Origin of the sequence: Amycolatopsis sp. M39 (assembly GCF_001651785.1) — a bacterium.
Lineage (GTDB): Bacteria > Actinomycetota > Actinomycetes > Mycobacteriales > Pseudonocardiaceae > Amycolatopsis > Amycolatopsis rubida.
The window spans coordinates 13,747-33,619 of sequence record NZ_LWSF01000042.1; the positions used below are offsets into that span (position 1 = coordinate 13,747).

A 19,873-nucleotide genomic window follows, 5' to 3' on the forward strand; every position below is an offset into this window, starting at 1 on the left:
GCGGGTATTACCCAAACGTGTTTCCCCGCGCAATTCCGCCACGCCCGCGTGGCAGTTTTCGGTGTTTTCCTCTGCGGACAGCCACGCTGAGTGGTCGTCGGTCCTTATCGGACCCGCAGCAGTCCTTCTTGGACCACGGTGGCGACATGCAGGCCGTCGCGGGTGAAAAACCGTCCGGTGGCGAGCCCGCGGGCACCCGAAGCGCTCGGCGACGTGCTGTCGTAGAGGAACCACTCGTCAGCCCGGAAGGGACGGTGGAACCAGAGCGCGTGGTCGAGGCTCGCGCCGAGCACCTTGTCGACGTCCCAGTACACGCCGTGCCGTGCGAGCACCGAGTCAAGCAGCGTCATGTCCGAAGCGTAGGTGAGCACGCAGACGTGCAGCAGCTGGTTGTCGGCCAGTGCGCCGTCGGCCCGCATCCAGACGCGGTGGTGCGCCGGGCGTTCGCCGGTGGTGCGGGTGACCCACGGCGGCTCGCCGACGTAGCGGATGTCGATCGGCCGCGGGATCTCGCTGAAGCGCAGGCCGTAGCCCGCGGTCAGCTCGGGGAAGGTCGGCAGCGATTCGGGATCGGGCACGCCGGCCGGCATCGTCTCGGCGTGGTCGATGCCCGGCTCGTCCTTCTGGAAGGACGCGGACAGGGAGAAAATCGCCTTGCCGTGCTGGACGGCGACGACGCGCCGGGTGGTGAACGAGCGGCCGTCGCGGATGCGGTCCACTTCGTACACGATCGGGACGCTCGGGTCGCCGCCGCGGATGAAGTAGGCGTGCAGCGAATGGACCCGCCGCTCCTCCGGAACGGTCCGGCCCGCCGCGACGAGCGCCTGCCCGGCGACCTGCCCGCCGAACACCCGCACCGACGAGTGGGCGGGCGAGACGCCGCGGTAGATGTTCTCTTCGATCTTCTCCAGGTCGAGCAGCGCGACGAGCTTGTCCAGCACCGGCTGCCCGCCGCCACCGGGGCTCGTGTCGAGTTCGGTGGCGGCTTCCCTGGCCATCTCAGTCATGCCGAAAATTTACAGTGGCGCGCAGCGCCTCCGTTGAGGGTGGCGGAGGGGAGGAAGGCGAAGCCTCTGCAACCGGGTTCCGGCAGGTCCCTTATGCGTGGTCGTCTTCACCGAGCCGGTGGACGTGGATCAGGTTGGTCGACCCGACGGTCCCGGGCGGCGAGCCCGCGACGATCACCACGAGGTCGCCGCGCTGGTACTTGCCCATTTCGAGCATCGCGTGGTCGACCTGCTGGATCATCTGGTCGGTGGAGTCCACCCTCGGCACGATCTGCGTCGTGGTGCCCCAGGTCAGCGCCAGCTGGCTGCGGACGCTCTGCTCCGGCGTGAACGCCATCAGCGGCAGCCGCGTGTGCAGCCGCGCGAGGCGGCGCACGGTGTCCCCGGACTGGGTGAACGCGACCAGCGCCTTGGCGTTGAGCCGCTCGCCGATGTCGCGGGCGGCGTAGGAGATCACGCCCCGCTTGGTGCGCGGCACGTGCGACAGCGGCGGCACGACCGGCGAATCCGTCTCGACGGCCTCGACGATCCGGCCCATGGTCTGGACCGTCTCGATCGGGTACCGGCCGACGCTCGTCTCGCCGGACAGCATCACCGCGTCCGCGCCGTCGAGGACCGCGTTGGCGACGTCGGAGGCCTCGGCGCGGGTCGGGCGGGAGTTGCTGATCATCGACTCCAGCATCTGCGTGGCGACGATGACCGGCTTCGCGTTCTCGCGGCAGATCTGGATGGCGCGCTTCTGCACCAGCGGGACCTGCTCAAGCGGCAGCTCGACGCCGAGGTCGCCGCGGGCGACCATCACCGCGTCGAAGGCCAGCACGATGGCCTCGAGGTTGTAGACCGCCTCGGGCTTCTCGATCTTCGCGACGACCGGCAGCCGTCCCTTGCCTACGCGGTCCATCACCTGGTGCACGAGGTCGATGTCGGCGGGCGAGCGCACGAAGGACAGTGCGATGAAGTCGACGCCCAGCTGCAGCGCGAACTCCAGGTCCTCGATGTCCTTGCCGGACAGCGCGGGCACCGAGACGTCCATCCCGGGCAGCGACACGCCCTTGTTGTTGCTGACCGGGCCGCCCTCGGTCACCTCGCACACGACGTCCGGGCCCTCGACGTCCTTGACCACCAGGCCGACCTTGCCGTCGTCGACCAGCAGCCGGTCGCCCGGCTTGGCGTCCCTGGCGAGTCCCTGGTAGGTGGTCGAGACCCGGTCGTGGGTGCCCGCGACGTCCTCGACGGTGATCCGGACGACGTCGCCGGTGCGCCACTCCGCCGATCCGCTGGCGAACGTGCCCAGCCGGATCTTCGGTCCCTGCAGGTCGGCGAGGATCCCCACCGCCCGGCCACTTTCGGCGGCCGCGGACCGGACCAGGTCGTAGACCTGCTTGTGGTCGCTGTGGCTGCCGTGGCTGAAGTTCATCCTCGCGACGTCCATCCCGGCGTCGACGAGTGCCCGCATCTTCTCCGGGGTGGAGGTCGCGGGACCCAATGTACAAACGATCTTCGCGCGTCGGCTCACGTCCGGAGAGCCTAGTCGCTCGGGCCGCTCGCGTCTGTACCGATCCCGAAACTCCGGCCGGAGATCGCGGGAAGGATTCAGTCCGGGCACCGGCGAGCGCTGGGCGCCGCCGCCTCCCCGCCGGTCCGGAACCACCCGCGCGGGGGATGCCCGGATCAGCGGCACGGCTGCTCGCTCGCCCCCACGCGGTCGCGTGCCCACTCGTTGAACTTCCGCAGCTGGCGCCACGATTTCCGGACTCGGTCCAGCGCCTCGCGCTCGTGCAGGAAGTCGTCCGGCTCCCAGCCGCGTACGGCGTACACCGAGCGGTGCCGCAGCAGGTCGAGGCGCGGATGGTCCTCGGCGAACCCGCGCGGTTTGGACTTCAGCCGGTCGCCGAGAATTTCCCAGCCCGCCTTGCACAGGCTCGCCAGGATCTTCTCCAGCGCGGGCCCGTGCAGTTCGGTGTCGACCGCCGTGCGGTACCGGGCCAGCTGGTCCGGGGCCAGGTGGAAGCAGCCGCCGCCGACGCGCAGCCCGGCCGGGCCGACCTCGACGTAATAGGCTCCCCCGCCGCGGCCGGACTCGATCACGCCGCCGCAGTGGGTCTTGTACGGCGTCTTGTCCTTGGCGAACCGGACGTCGCGATAGGGCCGGAACACCTTCGCCTCCCCGAAGCCCGCGCCGAACTCCGGCTCCAGTTCGGCCAGCAGCGCCTCCATCGGAGCCCGGACGTGCTCCTTGTAGATCGCCACGTGGTCGTCCCAGTAGGCCTTGGTGTTGTCCGCGAGCAGCCCGTCGTAGAACTCGACGGCGTGCTCCCCGAATCCGCTGAACTTCACCCGCAGCACGATAAACCGGGGCGCCGACAGAACCGGCGCCCCGGCTGCGTCGAGCGGGCTTACTTGGCGAGTGCCGTGATCAGCTCGCCGTTCGAGGTGTCGCCGGACAACTCCCAGAAGAAGGTGCCGCCGAGACCCTGGGACCTCGCGTAGGAGGTCTTGCCCGCGATGGTCGACGGGGTGTCGTAGCTCCACCAGTTCGAACCGCATTTGGCGTACGCGGTGCCCGCGACGGTTCCGGTCGCCGGGCAGCTGGTCTTCAGGATCTTGTAGTCCTCGATGCCCGGCTCGTACTTGCCAGGGGCCGGTCCGGTCGCGGTGCCGCCCGGCGCGCTCTGCGTGACGCCGGTCCAGCCGCGGCCGTAGAAACCGATGCCCAGCAGCAGCTTCGACGCCGGGACGCCCTTGCTCTTGAGCTTCTGGATGGCCGCGTCCGAATAGAAGCCCTGCGTCGGCAGGCCGTTGTACGACGTCAGCGGCGAGTGCGGCGCGGTCGGGCCCTGCGCGGCCCAGCCGCCGAAGAAGTCGTACGTCATCACGTTGTACCAGTCGACGTACTGCGCGGCACCCGCGTAATCGGCGACGTCGAGCTTGCCGCCGTCGCTGCCGTCGGCGGTGATCGCGGCGGTGACGAGCTTCGACGAGCCGAACTTCGCCCGGACTGCCGCGAGCAGCTTCTTCAACGCGTCGGGACCGCTCGTGTCACACGTGAGACCACAAGCGTTCGGGTACTCCCAGTCGAGGTCGATGCCGTCGAACAGCCCGGCCCAGCGCTTGTCGTTGACCAGGTTGTAGCAGGAATTCGCGAAGGCTTCCGGGTTCTTCGCGGCCTGGCCGAAGCCGCCGGACCAGGTCCAGCCGCCGAACGACCAGATGATCTTCAGCCCGGGGTGCTTGGCCTTCAGCTTCTTGAGCTGGTTGAAACTGCCCGCGAGCGGCTGGTCCCAGGTGTCGGCGACGCCGTCGACGCTGCCCGCCGCGTCGTAGGTTTTCTGGTAGTCGGCCCACGCGTCGCCGATCGCGCAGCCGCCGTTCGCGACGTTGCCGAAGGCGAAGTTGAGGTGCGTGAGCTTGTTCGCCGACCCGGACGTTTCGACGTTCTTCACGTGGTAGTCGCGGTCGTAGATGCCCCAGTCGGTGAAGTAGCCGACCACCTTGCCGGACGCGGCCTCGGTTCTCGCGGGCGCGGCCGTCGACGCGGCGGGGACGAGCGCGGCCGCGGCGGCGAACGCCGCGGTCGCCAAAGCCAGCAGGCGTGTTCTGCGCAAGCGAAGCATCGTTGCTCCCTTCAGGAGTCACCGTCGGTGACGAACTGGCAACGGCAGGGACAAAGGCACCGTAAGTGGACTAGACCACCAGGTCAATGGTTTAGACCATAAAACGGACATTCGGCGGTACGCGCATTCCTTGACAGGCATATGCGCCGCGAGGCAGATTTCCGGGGTGATGCAGACCTTCGACGTGCTGGCCGAACCCCGCCGCCGCGCGCTGCTCGACCTGCTGCTGGAGGGCGAGCGGTCGGTCGGCGAACTGGTGGCCGAACTGCGGCTCAGCCAGCCCGCCGTGTCCAAGCACCTGCGCGTCCTGCGCGAGGCCGGGCTGGTGAGCGTGCGGGTGTCCGCGCAGCGCCGCTGTTACCGGCTGCGTGCCGAGCCGCTGGCCGAAGTGGACGCGTGGCTCGCGCCCTACCGGCAGTTCTGGGCGAACCGGCTCGACGCGCTCGAACAGCGGCTCGACGAAACCGAGTGAGGAGCACGCCGTGATCCGAGTGGACGGCCGGACCCTGCGGTGTGCCGACGTGGTCACGGCGGCACACACCGAAGGCCCGCTGGCGATCGACGTGTCCATCGCCGCGCTGCGCGCCGCCGAGCACTCGTGGAAGCTGGCCGAGGACCTGAGCACCCGGCGAGTGGTCTACGGCCGCACCACCGGCGTCGGCGCGAACAAGGACGACGCGGTGGACGAGCCCGCCGAACACGGCCTTCGCCTGCTGCGCAGCCACGCCGGCGGCAGCGGCGAACTGCTGCCGGACGGCCAGATCCGCGCGATGCTGCTGATCCGGCTCAACCAGCTGCTGGCCGGCCGGTCCGGAATCAGCCCGGAACTGATCGGTGCGCTCGCCGAAGCCGTGCGCACCGGAGCACTGCCCGTGGTGCACCGGCTGGGCGCGATCGGCACCGGAGACCTCGCTCCTCTCGCGGAAACCGCGCTCGCGTTGGCTGGGGAACGCGATTGGGCGATCGGCGCGGTGCCACCGGTTCCGGTGCACGCGGGCGACGCGTTGGCGTTCATGAGCAGCAACGCCGCGACGCTCGCCGAAGCGACTCTCGCCGCGATGAGCCTGGACACGCTCACCCGCGCGAGCCACGCCGTCGCCGCGCTCACGTACGTGGCTCTCGACGGCAACCCCGAGGCGTACGCGACGCCTGTGCACGAAGCGCGTCCGCACGCCGGACAGGTGGCGTGCGCAGCCGAGATGCGTCGGCTGTTGGGCATGCACGGCACGCCCAAGCCGGGGCGTCGGCTTCAGGATCCCTTCGGGCTGCGCGCTTTTCCTCAGGTGCAGGGTCCCGCGTTGGACGCGATCCACTATCTGCGTGACGTGCTCGCCGTGGAGATCAATGCCAGTACGGAAAATCCGATGATCTCCACGGTGCACGGCGACGCGTACCACCACGCGCACTTCCACACCGCGTATGTCTCGACTGCACTCGACCAAGCCCGCGCGACGGTGCATCAGGTCGCGGAGCTGTCCGTGGCCCGGTTGGGGGACTTGGTGGAACCGGAATTCACCGGCTTGCGGCCGTTCCTCGCGGTCGGGCCGCCGGGGAGTTCCGGGGTGATGATCCTGGAGTACGTGGCGCACGACGCGCTGACCGAACTGCGGCAGGCGGCGTTGCCCGCGACGCTCGGGACTGCGGTGGTGTCGCGTGGGATCGAGGACCACGCGAGCTTCTCGACCCAGGCCGCCCGGGCAGCTGCCGCGGCTGCGGCGGCTTATCGGCAGGTGCTGGCTTGCGAACTGGTGGCGGCGGTACGGGCGTTGCGGATCCGGAGGGCGGAGCTGGTGGATCTGCCGGTGCGGGCGGCGTTCGCGGCTGCGGCGGGGGTGCTGGACGAGCGGCTGGAGGATCGGCCGTTGACTGAGGACATCGCGAAAGCTGCTGGGGTGCTCGACGAACTGGCTCGGATCTGACTGACCACAGTGGGCATTCGCTCCCACCGACGTCCGTGCGGGGAAATCTGCTTCCCCCGGGGTTCCCCGCACGGACGGATCACTCCTCCGCCAAGGCATCCCGCCGCAAAGCCGTGAACAACTCCTCCGCCCGCTCCCGCTCCCGAGCCGCGGCCACAGAGTCCCCGAGGCGGTCCGACAGCTCGGCGTGCGCCGCACTGACCCGTGCGAGCAGATAAGGCGAAGCCATCCGTTCCGCCAACGAACGCGCCTCCGCCATACTCTCCTCCGCCGAGGAAAGGATCCCGCACCGGAGAAAAGCCAGCCCCTGCACCCGGAAAGCATCCGTGCGGGCCAGGATGTGGTCGATATGCTCAGTACACGCGACAGCCTCCGCAGCGGTCTCCCCGGCGGCAACCGGGTCACCGGCGGCCAGTTGCGCTTCGGCGAGGAACGGCAAGGCGTCGGTCATCTGCCAGCTCCGTTCCCCTCGCAGCGCGAGCAAAGGCAGCAACCTCCGTACTCCTCGCTCAGGGCGGCCCGCGCGCACGTCGTTCTCCGCCAGCTGGGCGGACGCGTTGCAGATAATGTCGGCATTGTCGCTTTCCTGGCCCAGTCGGATCACTTGGGCCAGGTCGTCGGCTGCCGCGTCGTAGCGGCCGCAAGCTGACCGCAGGCCGCCGCGCCCGATGAGGGCCATCGCGCCGCACATGGGCGAGCGGCCGTGTCCGGCCAGTTCCAGTGCCTGGCTGAACCGCCGTCGGGCGTCGNGGGCGTCGCCCCAGCGGCCGACGTAGATCGCGCTCGCGCCGACGTTGCAGACCGATCGGCTGAGCAATTCCCGGTCGCCGAGTTCTTCGGCCAGCCGGAGGATTCGCGCGAACTGGCGGTCGGCCCGGGCCAGTTCGCCGCGGTAGTGGTGCAGCACGGCGACCCCGGTCAGCGCGCGGACGACGATCTCCCGGTCGCCGCACAGCTCCGCGGTGGCCGCGGCGGTGTGCAGATCCGCCAGCGCTTCCTCGTTGCGGCCGAGCAGGCGCAGCGCGAGTCCGCGGCGCAGGTGTCCGCCCGCTAGGCCATGCTCGTCTCCCGCCGAACCTGCCGCGACGATCGCGGCCGTGGAGACCTCGACGGATTCTCGGTAGCGCGTGCTCTGGTAGAGATTCGCGGCGCGAGCCAGCCGTAGCCGTACGGCCGATCCGCCGGGCCGGTCCTCGGTCAGCGTCGGAGCGATCCGGGCCAAGCCCTCGCGCGGAGTACCGCGTTGGTAGTGCAGGTAGCCGATCCTCGCGATCACGAGACGTTGCCGTTCCTCGTCGCCTTCCTTGCGGTACACCAAAAGCGCCCGTTCGGCGGCGGCGAGCGCGGCGTCGTACCGACCGGCGGCGGCGAGCGCGTCCGCCCAGGCTTCGGCGGCTTCGGCGACCGCGGCCTGGGAACCGGTGCGGTCCAGCAGGTCGGCCAACGCACCCAGGTGCTGGGCGGCCGTGTCGTGCGCGGCTTGCCTGCTGGCTTTTTCCGCTGCGTGCCGCAAGGTCTGCGCGGCGCGTTCGGTGTCCTGTGCGTGCGTGTAGTGGTAGGCCGCCGCCGCGCCGCCCAATGCCTCGGCGAGCCTGCGGTGCAGCACATGCCGACGGCTCGGCGGCAGGTCCGCGTTCACTACCTCGGCGACCAGTTCATGCGTGAGCCGGACACCCTCGGCGTTCTCGTCCAGCAGCCGCGCGGTGTGCGCGGGAGCCAGCACTTCGGACAATTCGGCCGGATCCAGCCCGGCAGCCGCGGCCAGGACGTCCGGGTCCATCCGCTGCTGCCCCACTGCCAGCAGGGTGAGCACTTCGGCCGTGCGTTCGGGCAGCGAACCGACCTGCCGCCGCACCGCGTGTGCGAGCCCCCACGGCAGTTCCGCGGGCGGTTTGCCGGATCTGCCCAGTACGTGCCCCAGTTGGACCAGGAACAACGGGAGTCCGCCGGCGAGCCGGAGCACCCGGTCGCGGGCGGACTGCCCGACCTCGGTTCCGGCACTGTGGTGCAACAGCGTCGTCGCGTCGTCGTCCGCCAGCGGGGCCAGCGAATGCTGTGTCAGCAAACCTTTCCGGTACAAATCGAGCAGCGTGTCGGCCAACGGCTCGGCCGCGGCGATTTCGGTGTCGCGGTAGGCGGCGAGGAAGCGGACGCGGTCCGGCCGGACGTCCTGGACCAGCGAAGCCAGCAGCGCCAGTCCGTCCGGACCGGCCCATTGCAGGTCGTCCAGGATCACGAGCACGCCACGGCGCCGCGCCAGCGTGTCGAGAAACCGCGCTGCTTCGGCGAACATCAGCCAGCGGGCAGGAGCCGGTTCGGCGGTGCGCTGTTCGGGAAGCAGGAACGCCAGACCACCTCCGGCGGGATGCTCGGAAACGTGCCGCGCGAACGCTTCGGAGAGCGGCGCGTACGGCTCTCCGCCATACCGGGAGCACGCCGTCGAGAGCACCGCCGTTCCCCGCGCTTCGGCCAGCGTCGCGGCTTCGGCGAGCAGCCGGGTCTTGCCGATTCCGGTTTGTCCCGCGAAGACCAGAAACGGCCTGCCTGTGCCGGAAATGTGCTTGTCCAGCAAGGCGTGTTCCTCGGTGCGGCCGATGAGGTCCGGTGCCGGCCGAGGCGGCGGGACGGGGTGGTCCGGCGGCTGTCGCCTGCCGCGCCGGGCGGCTGCGAGCAGTTCCGCCCGGCTGTCCTCGGGCAGCGCGAGACCGTCGGCGAGCAGCTGCACGGTGACTCGCCGCGGATGCCGTTGCCCGCGTTCGAGATTCCCCACGCCGCGCGTGCTCAGCCCGCAGCGCTGCGCCAGTTGTTCCTGGGTCAGCCCGGCCGCCCGGCGCAACCGGACCAGCGTCCGGTCGAACGTTTCCGTCGCGCCGTCCGGCATGTCCCGCACCTCCCGCCGGTCCATGGTCGCTCGCCCGGGGACGGGCGGCCATCCTCCGAAGGTCGGGTTCCTCCTCCCGGCACAACGGCCGGTTGTGCCGGTTGTTCCTGGTTCCGCACCGCCTCGGTGAAATCCAATGGCGGCACCGCTTTTCGCCCGTCTTCCGGGCAGCGGCGTACGAGGAAGGACGCGATGATGCGTGCAGGAATGACCTTGAGACGGCTGGCCGCCGCCGGTGCCGCGCTCGCTCTCGGAGCGGGGGTGGCGGCGATCTCGGCCCCGGCCGCGGACGCCGGACCCCAGCTGAGCCCGGCGTCGTGTGCCAACGCGCCCGCCGGTTACGCGAAATGCCAGGCCGTGCAACTGGTTTCGTCCGGAGCCCGCCCGGCCAGCGCGATGAGCCCGGCCGACCTGCAGAAGGCCTACGGCGTCGCCGGGATGAAGAGCGGCGGCACCACCGTCGCGATCGTCGACGCCTTCGACGATCCGGGCATCGAGAAGGACCTGAACGACTACCGGTCGCACTGGAACCTGGGCTCCTGCACCAAGGCGAACGGCTGCCTGACTGTGGTCGGCCAGGACGGCACGAGCACGCTTCCGTCCAAGACCGACTCCGGCTGGGCGACCGAGATGGCCATCGACGTCGACGCGGTCAGCGCGCTCTGCCCGGACTGCAAGATCCTGCTGGTGGAGGGCAACAGCAACGAGGACAGCGACCTCGCGGCGGCGGTCGACAGCGCGGTCCGGCTCGGCGCGAAGATCGTGTCGAACAGCTACGCCGACCATGAAAGCGCGATCCCCTCAGACGCCGAGCAGCACTACAACCACCCGGGCGTCGCCATCCTCGGCGCCACCGGCGACTGGGGCAGCGAAAGCGGTGCCCAGGCCGAATACCCGGCGACCTCGCCCGAGGTGGTCGCGGTCGGCGGCACCACGCTGACCGCGTCCGGCGGCGGCTACTCCGAAACCGCCTGGAACAAGGCGGGCAGCGGCTGTTCGAGCAAGTTCAGCAAGCCCGCGTTCCAGAACGGGATCAGCACCGCGTGCGACAATCGGGCCACTTCGGACATTTCAGCCGACGCGGATCCCAACAGCGGCATCACGATCTACGTCAACGGCCAGCAGTCGCAGTACGGCGGCACCAGCCTCGCCACCCCGATCGTCGCCGGCATCTGGGCACTCGCGGGCACGCCGAAGGACGGCGACAACGCCGCGTCGTACCCGTACGCGCACACCGGCGACTTCAACGACGTCACCTCGGGCAGCAACGGCAGCTGCGGCACCGTGATCTGCAACGCGGGCACCGGCTGGGACGGCCCGACCGGCCTCGGCACCCCGCACGGCGTCACCGGCCTCACCCCCGGCGGCGGCACCAACGGCAAGCTGAGCGTCAGCAACCCGGGCACCCAGAACAGCGTGGTGGGCAAGGCGGTTTCGCTGAAGGTCACAGCCTCCGGCGGCACCTCGCCCTACACCTACTCGGCGGACGGCCTCCCGGCCGGGCTGGCCATCGACGGCAAGACCGGCTCCGTCACCGGCACGCCGAGCGCCGCGGGCACCAGCGACGTCACCGTGACGGCCACCGATTCCGCCGGGGCGACCGCGCAGGCTCCGTTCACCTGGACCGTCACGACGGCCCCGGTGGGCAAGCTGACCGCGAAGTTCACCACGGACTACGACTACGGGTTCGGCGCCTTCGCGCACTTCACGATCACCAACGGCGGTTCGTCGGCGGCGAACGGCTGGACGCTGTCGTTCGACCTGCCCTCGAACGAGTCGCTGTCGATGACGAACCCGGGCACCGCGTCCGCCTCCACCGGGCACGTCGTGATCACCGGCCAGAACAGCGTCCCGGCGGGCGGCAGTCTCACCGTGACGCAGTTCTACCAGGTGTCGGGCGGCGCGTTCACCGCTCCGGCCAACGTTTCGGTTTCCTGAACCGGCGGCCGCCGTGCCGTGGCCTTCACCGGCACGGCGGCTTCCTCAGTCCAGGCAGAACTCGTTGCCTTCGACGTCCCGCATCGGGATGCAGGACTCGTTCACCTCGTCCGCGACCAGCACCTGCACCACCGACGCCCCCAACGCCGTCAGCCGTTCGGCCTCGGCCTTCAGCGCCGCCAGCCGTTCCTCGCCCACCAGACCGGTGCCCACGCGCACGTCGAGGTGCACGCGGTTCTTCACCACGCGGCCTTCGGGCACGCGCTGGAAGTACAGCCGCGGACCGACCCCGTTCGGATCGACGCAGGCGGACGCCGCGCCCTGGTGCTCGGCAGGCAGCGAACGGTCGAACTCGGCCCAGTCGGCGAACCCTTCCGGCGGCGGCGGCACGACGTACCCCAGCGCCTCGCACCAGAAGCGGGCGACGCGCTCGGGTTCCGCGCAATCGAAAGTGACCTGGAACTGCTTGACCGACCCCATGCGCTCACCTTACCGGCGGGCTGCGGCCAGCGCCGGGTCTCTTCCGGCGGCGAGGTCGTCCGGGGCGAAAACCGGGACCCGGAGGTCCGGGCCGATGCCGGTGCCGTCGTAGGCGCGGCCGCGGGAGTCGAGGTACTCCTCGTTCGGCAACGCCACCGTCCAGCCCGGCTTCGGCAGCGTCCGCTCCAGCAGGTCCGAGAAGGCGCCCTGAGTGGACTGTCCGATCAGGACCGGCCGCGGATGCCGGTTCAGCAGTGCTTGCAGGAAGGTCTCCCCCGCTGAGACGTCCAGGCTGCCGGTCAGGACCGTCAGCGGGCCGGTGTAGCGCGGCGCTGCGGCAGGTCGGACGAAGAACGGTTGCGGCACGGTGAACCGGGTCGGGTCGTCCGGGTCGTTGCGCGCGCGTTTGGCGTAGGCGAAATGCGGGACGCCGGTCAACCGGGCGGCGACTTGCAGGCCGAGCGGGTCGTCCCCGCCGCCGTTGACGCGCAGGTCGAGGATCAGGCCGCGCAGCGTGTGCACCCGGTCGGCGGTGAAGATTTCGTCCAGCGCTTTCGCCAGGACCTTGCTGCTGGCAGCGAAAGTGCCGGCGTAGTCGTGGAATCCGCTGATCCGCAGGTATCCGCGGCCCTCCGGCAGGTCCGCGTAGGCGATGGCTCCGGATGCCCACCGCTTGATCGGCGCGCCGAGATTCGCGTCGGCTACGGCGATCGCGCGCGGGACAGTCGTGTTCAGCTCCGGAGTGCCTGGTCGCGGAAAAGAGCAGTGCCGGCCCGCCGCGAGCAGGCCGGCATGAGCGTCGTGCAGCGGACGGATCAGTCCACAAAGGATGTCGAAGAGCCGTTCCGGATGTGCGGCGGCCTCGCGGCGGGCAGCGTCCCCTTCGGACTTCCAGTCGACGCCTTTCGCGCCGAAGAAGGGATAGTTCTCGGCAAAGGTGCGCCAGAAGACGTCGAACACGTCCGCTCCCGAAGCCTGGCACGCGGACGGCAGACCCCCCGGCACCCGACGCAACGACCGCGCGCCGAGGTTGTCGTCGAAACTCATCCTGCCCGCCCGGACGGTGACGACCGAGCCTTCGTTCGTGGAAAACGTCGTGCCGTCGCCAGTTCCGGAAAGAGTGCCGGGCAGGCAACTGGCCTTGGTCACGTCGTAGGTCGTCAACTTGCCGCCGGACACCTGGACCAGCTGCCCGTAGCCGTCGGTCCGCCAGACACCGTCCACAGTGGAAGGAGGGGCCGCGGTCACCGAGAGCATCGTCAAGCCCGCCAGAAAGATTCGCACGAGCCGAGGGTAGAAAAAAGCCGGGGGCGCACGGAATACCGCGCGCCCCCGGCACTGTGGTGGGGTTGCCCCCACCACAGGAGAGCCTCAGCCGAAGAAGACTTCGGCTTCCTGGTACCGCTCCAGCGGAACGGTCTTCAGTTCGGCCGTCGCCTCGGACAGCTTCACGCGCACGATGTCGGTGCCCTTGAGCGCCACCATCACGCCGAAGTCGCCGTCGGCGACCGCGTCCACCGCGTGCAGGCCGAAGCGCGTCGCGAGAACCCGGTCGTAGGCGGTCGGGGTGCCGCCGCGCTGGACGTGGCCGAGCACGACCGCCCGCGATTCCTTGCCGGTGCGCTCGGAGATCTCGTCGGCCAGCCAGTTGCCGATACCGCCGAGCCGGACGTGCCCGAAGGCGTCCTTCTCACCGGTCAGCAGCTTCTCCTCGCCGCCCTCGGGCAGCGCGCCCTCGGCCACGACGATGATCGGCGCGTACTCCTTTTCGAAGCGGCGCTCGACCCACTGCACCACCTGGTCGACGGAGAACTGGCGCTCCGGAACCAGGATCACGCTCGCGCCGCCGGCGAGGCCGGAGTGCAGCGCGATCCAGCCCGCGTGCCGTCCCATGACCTCGATGACCAGCGCCCGGTGGTGCGATTCGGCCGTGGTGTGCAGCCGGTCGATCGCCTCGGTGGCGATGGAGACCGCGGTGTCGAAGCCGAACGTGTAGTCGGTGGCCCCGAGGTCGTTGTCGATCGTCTTGGGCACGCCGACGACGCCGATGCCGTCGTCGGTCAGCCGCTTGGCGACGCCGAGGGTGTCCTCGCCGCCGATCGCGACCAGCGCGTCCACGCCCTGGTCGGCGAGCACCTTGCGGATCTGGTCGACGCCGCCGTCGACCTGGTACGGGTTCGTCCGCGACGACCGCAGGATGGTGCCCCCGCGGGTGAGGATGTCCTCGACGTCGGCGAGGCCGAGCGGCCGGCTGTCGCCGGTCAGCGGGCCCTGCCANCCCTGCCAGCCGTTGCGGAAGCCGACGAACTCCCAGCCGTGCACCTCGACGCCCTTGCGGACCACCGCGCGGATGACCGCGTTCAGGCCGGGGCAGTCGCCGCCCCCCGTCAGCACACCGACACGCATCTGTTGCCTCCGTCTTTCCTCGCAGGGAGAGTGCAGTCACAGTCCGCGGACAGCGTAGCGGCTCGGATCTGGATCGGTGCAGGGCGGACCACCTGCCAATCCGGTCCGGATCGGGACGGTTCGAGGGTGTGTTACCGTGGCGGCGTGCAGCGCTATTTCTGGTTTACGAAGCCGGCCCCGGGTGGGCACGGCGGCGTGAACCTGCGCTGACCTCCACCCCGAGCCGGATCTCGAACCGGCTCGGCGAATCCCCCGCGGGTCGGTGTCCACCAGGAAGGAACCACCCGCTCATGAGCACCCGCCTCGTCGCCGCCCCCGCCGACGCGAGCACGCTGGACAACCGCCGCACGACGTCGGTCAGTCCCCTCATCTCGCCCGCGCTGTTGCGCGAAGACCATCCCGCGGACGCCGCGGTCGCGAAAGTGGTGGAAAACGGCCGCACGGAAACCGTCGACGTCCTCGACGGCCGCGACGACCGCCTGGCCGTGATCGTCGGCCCGTGCTCGGTCCACGACCCCGAAGCCGCTCTCGACTACGCCCGCCGCCTGGCCGCCAAGGCTGAGACTCTGCGCGAAGACCTGCACCTCGTGATGCGGGTGTACTTCGAAAAGCCGCGCACGACGCTGGGCTGGAAAGGCCTGATCAACGATCCCGGCCTGGACGGCACCTTCGCCGTCAACAAGGGCCTGCGCCTGGCCCGGAAACTGCTCCTGGACGTCTCCGAACTGGGCCTCCCGGTCGGCTGCGAATTCCTCGACCCGATCACCCCGCAGTTCATCTCCGACATCGTCACCTGGGGCTCGATCGGCGCCCGCACCGCGGCCAGCCAGGTCCACCGGCAACTGTGCAGCGCCCTGTCCATGCCGGTCGGCATCAAGAACTCGACCGAAGGCGACATCCAGGTAGCCGTGGACGCGACCCGCGCCGCCGCCGCCTCGCACGTCTTCCCCGGCATCACCATGGACGGCCTGGCCGCCCTGGTGACGACCTCCGGAAACCCGGACTGCCACGTCATCCTGCGCGGCAGCTCCGCGGGCCCGAACTACGACCCGGCCTCGGTCGGGGAAACCCTCGCCCGCCTGGCGAAGTCCGGCCTCCCGGAACGAGTGGTGGTCGACGCGAGCCACGGCAACAGCGCCAAGGACCACGTCCGCCAGGCGGAAGTCGTCCGCGACCTGGCCGGCCGGATCGCTGCGGGAGAACGCGGAATCGCGGGCCTCATGCTGGAAAGCAACCTGGTCGCCGGACGCCAGGACCTGGTGCTGGGCCGCCCGGCGGACCTGACCTACGGCCAGTCGATCACCGACGCCTGCATGGACTGGGACACCACCGACGACCTGCTGGACACCCTGGCCGCCGCCGTCCGCACCCGCCGCCGCTGACCCGCTGTCCGTGAGGGGAACCCGCACGAACTCTGATTCCCTCAGGGTCTCCCTCACGACCCTCAACCGGAGGCGCGAGACCCCCTCACGGACCACTCCGCCCATCGCCGCCACCACCCCCACCCGCAGCCAGTGCACCCGCCCCACCAGGCACCCACACCACCCCCGCACCCCGATCCGAAGCCCCAAATGCGCACCATCAGCTTCGGGGTGCCCCACGCAAGCGACCGGGCGCAAGGTCGCCCCCAGGCGACGAGCCGCCCCCGTCACCGCCGCCGAAAAGCCTCCTCGATAACCCCCCACCGCTGCAAGTTATGCCGAGCATCCGCCAACGCGTCATGCTGATCCCCAGGCGCAGCAGGCAACTTGGGCTTCCCGGCGTCCTCCCACCGCTGACGGAGATCCCGGGTGAACCGAGGCAACTGCCGAGGCAACGCGGGCATCGGCCCCCACAACTGCGCCAACGCCACATGGTCGTAAGCCGCGAACCAGGCCCACAGCTCGATCCCCCCGGGCGGCTTCCCGAAGAACTCCAGCAGGTCCGCCCGGATCCGCTCCCGGCTCCGCCAAGCCGGATCCGCCGGAGACGGCAGTTTGGGCAGGACATTCTCCCGGACCCAAGCCCCGGCCCGCCCGGGGTCGAAGTCAGTGGACACGGCGTAGAACTCGCGCCCGCGCTCGTCAACGACACCGATCGACACCAGGTCAATCGTCACGCCGTCCTCGATAAACTCGGTGTCGTAGAAAAAACGCACCGGGGAACTCTAGTGGGGCCTTAGCCGGCCTTTGTCTCCGGCACCCGATCGGCGTCCAGAGCCCGCGGCTGAGCCGGCACCGCGGGCTCCACTCCGGCCGCCTCGGCGGCGAGCAGCTCCTTGGCCTTGGCCGCGTAAATGTCCACGTACTCCTGGCCGGACAGCTCCATCAGCGCGTACATGATCTCGTCGGTGATGGACCGTTCGATGAACCGGTCGCCGGCCAATCCCTCGTACCGGGAGAAGTCGAGCGGCTTGCCAAAGCGCACCTCAAGCCGCCGCGGCCACCACATCTTGGAACCGATCGGATTGACCTTGTCGGTGCCGACCATCGCCACCGGGACCACCACGCCGCGCGATTCGAGCGCGATCCGGGCGACGCCGGTCTTGCCCTTGTACAGCCGCCCGTCCGGGGAGCGGGTGCCCTCGGGGTAGATGCCGAGCAGGTGCCCGTCCTTGACCAGCCGGGTCGCGGTGTCGAGCGCGGCCTGCGCGGCGTTGCCGCCGGAGCGGTCGATGGGGAACTGGCCGACGCCGGTGAAGAACCACTTCTTGAGCAGGCCCTTGAACCCGGGCTCGGTGAAGTACTCCGACTTCGCCGGGAAGGTGACCTTGCGCTTGACCCGCAACGGCATGAAGAACGAATCCGCGACCGCGAGGTGGTTGCCCGCGAGGATGGCGCCACCCGTCTCGGGGATGTTTTCGGCACCGACGACTTTGGTGGGCCACAGCGTCTTCAGCAGCGGCCCGATGAACACCCACTTCATCAGCCAGTACAGCACCGGGTTCCAGTCCTTTCCTGCCCGCGCGGGCCCCGGCAGGTCAGCGTACGGAACAAGCACCGGCCCGCACAACGCGAGAGCGGGCGGTCACCCGGCGGCAGCGACCGATCTCACAGCGGGACCGGAAGGGCCCCCGCTTCCGGAGTAGGCCCCACAACCCGGCTTCGGCGTGAGAGCATGGGGAGACTCCACCGCTTCGATTCGGAAGGGCGTTCGTGATGGGCGTGCTCGCCGGCGCGGAACCGTTCTCCCACCCGGGTTCCTCCGGGGCCGGCTTCCTGCTCTGCCACGGATTCACCGCGACGCCCGACGGCATGCGCGCCTGGGGCGGGCACCTGGCCGCCGAGGGCTTCGCGGTGCGCTGCCCGCTGCTTCCCGGCCACGGCACGCACTGGCGCGAGGCGAACCGGACGACCTGGCAGGACTGGTACGCCACAGTCCGCGAGGCGCTGCTGGCGCTGCGCGCGGACTGCGACCAGGTGTTCGTCGGCGGGATGTCGATGGGCGGCACGCTCGCCCTCCGCCTCGCCGAGGAGTTCGGCGCGGACATCTCCGGCATCGTGCTGGTCAACCCGTCGGTCACGCGGCTCGGCCTGGACGCCAAGGTGCTGCCGCTGCTGTCGCGGGTGGTCCCCTCGATCCGCGCGATCGGCAACGACATCGCGAAGCCCGGCGAGGTCGAACTGGCCTATCCGCGCACCCCGGTGCGGGCCGCGGCGAGCCTCGCCCGGCTGTGGAAGATCGTGCGGGCCGACCTGCCGAAGGTGACGCAGCCGGTGCTGCTGCTGCACTCGCGGGTCGACCACGTCGTCGAACCCGAGAACTCGCAGATCGTCCTGGACGGCATCTCGAGCACGAAGGTGACCGAGGTGGTGCTGGAGAACAGCTTCCACGTCGCGACGCAGGACCACGACGCGGAACTGATCTTCAGCCGCAGTGTCGACTTCGCCCGGCAGCTGCGGGCGGGACAGGTGGGTGCCGGATGAACCGGGGGAAAGGCGCGGACGGACCCGAGGACGTCGACGCCACGTTCGCCGAGATCGTGGCCGACCTCCGGGCCGAGGGCGTGGGCGTGTTCCTGGACGAGGACCCGTTCTCCGGCTCCTCGTCAGCCGGACCCGAGGCGTCCCCCGGAACCGAACCCGAAGCGGGCGAGGCCAAGCCGAAACCCGCCGCGGACCCGCCTGCCCCGGCCGCTCCCCCGCCGCCGTCGCCGGAGGGCTGGCGCACCGGCGGCACCGACTGGGACACCACGATGTTCTCCGGCGACCCGGCCGAGGACGACGAGCACTACGTGCCCCCGGAGCCGCCGCCGCTGCCGCGCTGGCGCAAGGGCGCGTTCATCGTGCTGCTGTTCTTCGTCGTCGGGCTCCTGCTGCTGATCGTGCCGAACCTGATCGGGGTCGNGGGGTCGGCCCCGCGCTCGCCACGCCGCTCGGCATCCTCTCGCTCGCCACCGGCATCGCGCTGCTCCTGCTGCGCGTGCGCCAGGGCCCGCCGCCGGGCGCGGACCCCAGCAACGGCGCCCAGGTCTGACCGGGCGGGCATGCGGATCGATTTCCGGGCGTCCCGGCGTTCCACCGTCGGCGCGGAATGGGAACTCGCGCTGGTGGACCGGCGCAGCGGCGAACTGCGGTCGGTCGCGGAGGAACTGCTCGCCGCGGTCCGCCCGGACGGAGCCGCCGAGCATCCCCGGATCAAACAGGAACTGCTGCTCAACACGATCGAGGTGGTCAGCGGCGTCTGCCGCACGGTCGGCGAGGTGAAACACGACCTCGCCGAGGCGCTCGACGAGGTGCACCGGGTCGCCGACCCGCTGGGCGTCGAGCTGTTTTCCGCGGGCTCGCATCCGTTTTCCTCGTGGTACCGGCAGAAGGTGACCGACCAGGAGCGCTACGCCAAGCTGATCGACCGCACCCAGTGGTGGGGCAGGCAGATGCTGATCTACGGCGTGCACGTCCACGTCGGGCTCGACCACCGGGACAAGGTGCTGCCGGTGCTCGACGGGCTGCTGCGCTACGCGCCGCATCTGCAGGCGCTGTCCGCGTCGTCGCCGTACTGGTCCGGCGAAGACACCGGATACGCCTCGAACCGGGCGCTGATGTTCCAGCAGCTGCCGACCGCCGGGCTGCCGTTCCAGTTCCGCGAATGGACGGAGCTGGAAGGCTACGTCGAGGACATGTTCACCACCGGCGTGATCGACCATTTTTCGGAGATCCGCTGGGACATCCGCCCGGCCCCGCATTTCGGCACCGTCGAGATGCGCGTGTGCGACGGGCTGCCGACGCTGCAGGAGGTCGGCGCGATCTCGGCGCTCACCCAGTGCCTGGTGGACGACTTCAGCGCCCGGCTCGACAAGGGCGAAACTCTGCCGGTGCTGCCGCCGTGGCACGTGCAGGAGAACAAGTGGCGCGCCGCCCGCTACGGCCTCGACGCGATCGTCATCCTGGACGCCGCCGGTCGCGAACGCCTCGTCACCGAAGACCTCGCCGAGCTGCTGGACCGGCTGGAACCGGTCGCCAAGCGGCTGGACTGCGTCCGCGAGCTGCGCGATGTCGAGAACATTCTCCGGGTCGGCGCGAGCTATCAGCGGCAGCGGGCGGTCGCGAAGCAGTACAACGGATCATTGAAGGCCGTGGTCGCCGCGCTGGTCACCGAGATGCGCGACGGCGTCCCGCACGCTTAGCTGCGTTGGGTCTAGGAGGCAGC

General features: G+C 70.1%; 16 protein-coding genes and 1 pseudogene. 7 read left to right on the forward strand and 10 right to left on the reverse strand.

Going from position 1 to position 19,873, the window contains the following annotated elements:
- Positions 1-104: 104 nt before the first annotated feature.
- The 4 genes from A4R44_RS43500 to A4R44_RS43515 form a co-directional block, all read right to left on the reverse strand.
- Entirely contained in the window at positions 105-1,007 is a 903-nt protein-coding gene (locus A4R44_RS43500; protein ID WP_067595123.1) for an acyl-CoA thioesterase II, read from the reverse strand.
- Between the two features lie 91 nt (positions 1,008-1,098).
- Complete coding sequence (gene pyk / locus A4R44_RS43505) at positions 1,099-2,523, reverse strand: pyruvate kinase (RefSeq protein WP_067595126.1); 1,425 nt, start codon at positions 2,521-2,523, stop codon at positions 1,099-1,101.
- A gap of 155 nt (positions 2,524-2,678) precedes the next feature.
- The gene (locus A4R44_RS43510; protein ID WP_067595198.1) at positions 2,679-3,344 is read right to left on the reverse strand and encodes a DUF2461 domain-containing protein; all 666 of its coding nucleotides are present in this window, start codon (positions 3,342-3,344) and stop codon (positions 2,679-2,681) included.
- 59 nt (positions 3,345-3,403) lie between these two features.
- Positions 3,404-4,621, reverse strand: coding sequence for a glycoside hydrolase family 18 protein (locus A4R44_RS43515; RefSeq protein WP_067595130.1), 1,218 nt, complete (start codon positions 4,619-4,621; stop codon positions 3,404-3,406).
- Positions 4,622-4,790: 169 nt separating this feature from the next.
- Here A4R44_RS43515 and A4R44_RS43520 point away from each other — a divergent pair, with 169 nt between their 5' ends.
- Together A4R44_RS43520 and A4R44_RS43525 are read left to right on the forward strand one after the other, a co-directional pair.
- The gene (locus A4R44_RS43520) at positions 4,791-5,093 is read left to right on the forward strand and encodes a helix-turn-helix transcriptional regulator (RefSeq protein WP_202506792.1); all 303 of its coding nucleotides are present in this window, start codon (positions 4,791-4,793) and stop codon (positions 5,091-5,093) included.
- A gap of 10 nt (positions 5,094-5,103) precedes the next feature.
- Positions 5,104-6,540: an aromatic amino acid ammonia-lyase gene (locus A4R44_RS43525; protein ID WP_067595136.1), complete on the forward strand. Its 1,437-nt coding sequence runs from the start codon at positions 5,104-5,106 to the stop codon at positions 6,538-6,540.
- A gap of 79 nt (positions 6,541-6,619) precedes the next feature.
- Here the strand turns inward: A4R44_RS43525 and A4R44_RS43530 are convergent, their stop codons facing one another.
- Complete coding sequence (locus A4R44_RS43530) at positions 6,620-9,445, reverse strand: AAA family ATPase (protein WP_067595138.1); 2,826 nt, start codon at positions 9,443-9,445, stop codon at positions 6,620-6,622.
- Positions 9,446-9,616: 171 nt separating this feature from the next.
- Between A4R44_RS43530 and A4R44_RS43535 the strand changes: the two genes are divergently transcribed.
- Positions 9,617-11,359, forward strand: coding sequence for a putative Ig domain-containing protein (locus tag A4R44_RS43535; RefSeq protein WP_232792058.1), 1,743 nt, complete (start codon positions 9,617-9,619; stop codon positions 11,357-11,359).
- Between the two features lie 45 nt (positions 11,360-11,404).
- Here A4R44_RS43535 and A4R44_RS43540 read toward each other — a convergent pair whose 3' ends face one another.
- From A4R44_RS43540 to A4R44_RS43550, 3 genes are all read right to left on the reverse strand, one after another.
- Positions 11,405-11,839 (reverse strand): VOC family protein, encoded by a 435-nt coding sequence (locus tag A4R44_RS43540; protein WP_067595143.1) that lies wholly within the window; start codon positions 11,837-11,839, stop codon positions 11,405-11,407.
- 9 nt (positions 11,840-11,848) lie between these two features.
- Positions 11,849-13,123, reverse strand: a complete 1,275-nt coding sequence (locus A4R44_RS43545) for a S41 family peptidase (RefSeq protein WP_232792059.1) — start codon at positions 13,121-13,123, stop codon at positions 11,849-11,851.
- 87 nt (positions 13,124-13,210) lie between these two features.
- Entirely contained in the window at positions 13,211-14,245 is a 1,035-nt protein-coding gene (locus A4R44_RS43550; RefSeq protein ID WP_067595147.1) for a 6-phosphofructokinase, read from the reverse strand.
- Between the two features lie 290 nt (positions 14,246-14,535).
- Here A4R44_RS43550 and A4R44_RS43555 point away from each other — a divergent pair, with 290 nt between their 5' ends.
- Positions 14,536-15,627 (forward strand): 3-deoxy-7-phosphoheptulonate synthase, encoded by a 1,092-nt coding sequence (locus A4R44_RS43555; RefSeq protein ID WP_067595150.1) that lies wholly within the window; start codon positions 14,536-14,538, stop codon positions 15,625-15,627.
- A 266-nt stretch (positions 15,628-15,893) separates the two neighbouring features.
- Here the strand turns inward: A4R44_RS43555 and A4R44_RS43560 are convergent, their stop codons facing one another.
- On the reverse strand, positions 15,894-16,382 hold the full coding sequence (locus A4R44_RS43560; protein ID WP_067595152.1) for a polyadenylate-specific 3'-exoribonuclease AS: 489 nt from the start codon (positions 16,380-16,382) through the stop codon (positions 15,894-15,896).
- A gap of 20 nt (positions 16,383-16,402) precedes the next feature.
- Positions 16,403-17,164 (reverse strand): 1-acyl-sn-glycerol-3-phosphate acyltransferase, encoded by a 762-nt coding sequence (locus A4R44_RS43565; protein ID WP_067595154.1) that lies wholly within the window; start codon positions 17,162-17,164, stop codon positions 16,403-16,405.
- Positions 17,165-17,382: 218 nt separating this feature from the next.
- Here A4R44_RS43565 and A4R44_RS43570 point away from each other — a divergent pair, with 218 nt between their 5' ends.
- The 3 genes and pseudogenes from A4R44_RS43570 (at position 17,383) to A4R44_RS43575 (ending at position 19,850) form a co-directional block, all read left to right on the forward strand.
- Complete coding sequence (locus A4R44_RS43570; protein WP_067595159.1) at positions 17,383-18,150, forward strand: carboxylesterase; 768 nt, start codon at positions 17,383-17,385, stop codon at positions 18,148-18,150.
- Positions 18,147-18,700 (forward strand): annotated as a pseudogene (locus A4R44_RS47130) (hypothetical protein). Before A4R44_RS43570 ends, A4R44_RS47130 begins: the two are co-directional and overlap by 4 nt.
- A gap of 10 nt (positions 18,701-18,710) precedes the next feature.
- Positions 18,711-19,850 (forward strand): glutamate--cysteine ligase, encoded by a 1,140-nt coding sequence (locus tag A4R44_RS43575; RefSeq protein ID WP_067595205.1) that lies wholly within the window; start codon positions 18,711-18,713, stop codon positions 19,848-19,850.
- Positions 19,851-19,873 lie beyond the last annotated feature (23 nt).

Coding starts and splice junctions, on each gene's coding strand:
- A4R44_RS43500 (WP_067595123.1), bottom strand. CDS start 1,007: ATGACTGAGATGGCCAGGGAAGCCGCCACCGAACTCGACACGAGCCCC.
- A4R44_RS43515 (WP_067595130.1), bottom strand. CDS start 4,621: ATGCTTCGCTTGCGCAGAACACGCCTGCTGGCTTTGGCGACCGCGGCG.
- A4R44_RS43520 (WP_202506792.1), top strand. CDS start 4,791: ATGCAGACCTTCGACGTGCTGGCCGAACCCCGCCGCCGCGCGCTGCTC.
- A4R44_RS43535 (WP_232792058.1), top strand. CDS start 9,617: ATGCGTGCAGGAATGACCTTGAGACGGCTGGCCGCCGCCGGTGCCGCG.
- A4R44_RS43540 (WP_067595143.1), bottom strand. CDS start 11,839: ATGGGGTCGGTCAAGCAGTTCCAGGTCACTTTCGATTGCGCGGAACCC.
- A4R44_RS43555 (WP_067595150.1), top strand. CDS start 14,536: ATGAGCACCCGCCTCGTCGCCGCCCCCGCCGACGCGAGCACGCTGGAC.
- A4R44_RS43570 (WP_067595159.1), top strand. CDS start 17,383: ATGGGCGTGCTCGCCGGCGCGGAACCGTTCTCCCACCCGGGTTCCTCC.
- A4R44_RS43575 (WP_067595205.1), top strand. CDS start 18,711: ATGCGGATCGATTTCCGGGCGTCCCGGCGTTCCACCGTCGGCGCGGAA.